This window comes from Streptomyces sp., assembly GCF_031178505.1.
GTDB lineage: Bacteria > Actinomycetota > Actinomycetes > Streptomycetales > Streptomycetaceae > Streptomyces > Streptomyces gulbargensis.
The window spans coordinates 1-1678 of sequence record NZ_JAPSIW010001037.1 but is presented as its reverse complement, the minus strand read 5'-3'; the positions used below and the strand labels follow the sequence as shown (position 1 = coordinate 1678).

The window sequence follows — 1678 nt, the reverse complement described above, 5'->3', positions numbered from 1 at the left end:
GATCGCGATGTCGCGCAGCCGCTGGTACTCGCGGTCGGTCAGCGTCATCGCCGGGGCGACGGTGATGGAGTCACCCGTGTGCACGCCCACCGGGTCGAAGTTCTCGATGGAGCAGACGACGACGACTCGCCGCCATGTCCACGGCCGAGGCGCCGTGGAAGGACGAGCCGGTCATCGACCTGATCAACGCGGTGCAGGCGGAGACGGTGAAGGCGGCCCTCGCGGGCGGCCCCCACGCGGACCTGCCGGTGCTGTCGCAGGCCTCCTGCTTCTCGCGGAGCGCCCGCATCCCGGCCGGCCGGATCACCATCAAGGACGCGGCGGGCCTGTACCCCTTCGAGAACACCCTGGAGGCCCGTCTGATGACGGGCGCCCAGCTCAGGGAGTACCTGGAGTACTCGGCGAAGTACTACGTCCAGACCCCGGCGGGCGCGCCCGTGGACACCGCGAAGCTGACCAACGCGGCCGGGACGCCGGACTACAACTACGACGCCGTCTCCGGTCTCACCTACGAGATCGACATCGCCAGGCCGGTGGGGCAGCGGATCGTGAACCTGTCCTTCGAGGGCAGGCCGCTCGACCCGGAGGCCCGCTTCGTCCTCGCCGTCAACAACTACCGGGCGAGCGGCGGCGGCGCGTTCCCGCACGTCGCGCAGGCGCCGCAGCTGTGGGCGAACTCGGAGGAGATCCGCAACACCCTCATCCAGTGGGTGCGGGCCAAGGGGACGATCGACCCGGGGCAGTTCGCGTCGGCCGACTGGCGGCTGACGCGGGACGGCGTGCCCGTCTTCTGATCCCCGCTCCCCCGTCAGTTCTGTACGAGAGGCGTCAGCTTCCGGTCCTGGGCCGGAACGCCGGGCGCCTCTCGCGCTTCCAGGCCGAAGCTGGTGAACGCGGTACGGCGGGGCAGCGGGTACGGCTCCTTGCCGGTGAGCGTGTTGAGGATGACGGCGCTGCGCCAGGCGCCGAGGCCGAGGTCGGGGGCGCCGACACCGTGGGTGTGCCGCTCCGCGTTCTGGACGAAGACGGCGCCGGTGACCGAGGGGTCGAGCACCAGCCGGTACGAGGCGTCGATCCGTGCCCGGCCCGCCGCGTCGTGCCGCAGGTACGGGTCGAGCCCGGCGAGCATCCGGTCCACCGGACGCTCGCGGTAGCCGGTGGCGAGCACGACGGCGTCGGTGGTGAGGCGGGAGCGGGCGCCCTGCTGGACGTGCTCCAGGTGCAGCTCGACCCGGGTGGTGGCGACGCGTCCGGCGGTGCGGACCCGGACGCCGGGGGTGAGGACGGCGTCGGGCCAGCCGCCGTGGAGGGTCCTGCGGTACAGCTCGTCGTGGATGGCGGCCATGGTCTCGGCGTCGATGCCCTTGTGGAGCTGCCACTGCCGCGGCACGAGTTCGCCGCGTACCGGTTCGGGCAGGGCGTGGAAGTAGCGGGTGTAGTCGGGGGTGAAGTGCTCCAGGCCCAGCTTGGAGTACTCCATGGGGGCGAAGGCCTCGGTGCGGGCCAGCCAGTGGATCCGCTCGGCGCCGGCGGGCCGGGAGCGGAGCAGGTCGAGGAAGATCTCGGCGCCGGACTGGCCGGAGCCGATGACCGTGACGTGCCCGGCGCGCAGCAGCGTCTCACGGTGGGTCAGGTAGTCGGCGGAGTGCAGGACGGGCACGCCCGGGGCGTCGGTGAG

Annotated in this window: 1 protein-coding gene and 2 pseudogenes; 1 reads left to right on the top strand and 2 read right to left on the bottom strand. The window is 72.2% G+C overall.

Annotated elements, in window-relative coordinates; genetic code table 11:
* A pseudogene (locus tag RIF68_RS36620) lies at positions 1 to 126 on the bottom strand (hypothetical protein); the annotation flags it as partial.
* Between the two features lie 2 nt (positions 127 to 128).
* On the opposite strand from RIF68_RS36620, the pseudogene RIF68_RS35990 reads away from it, so the two are divergent.
* Positions 129 to 794: pseudogene (locus RIF68_RS35990) on the top strand (5'-nucleotidase C-terminal domain-containing protein); the annotation flags it as partial.
* Between the two features lie 14 nt (positions 795 to 808).
* Here the strand turns inward: RIF68_RS35990 and RIF68_RS35985 are convergent.
* On the bottom strand, positions 809 to 1678 hold an 870-nt coding region (locus tag RIF68_RS35985; RefSeq protein ID WP_309055855.1), incomplete at its 5' end, for a SidA/IucD/PvdA family monooxygenase.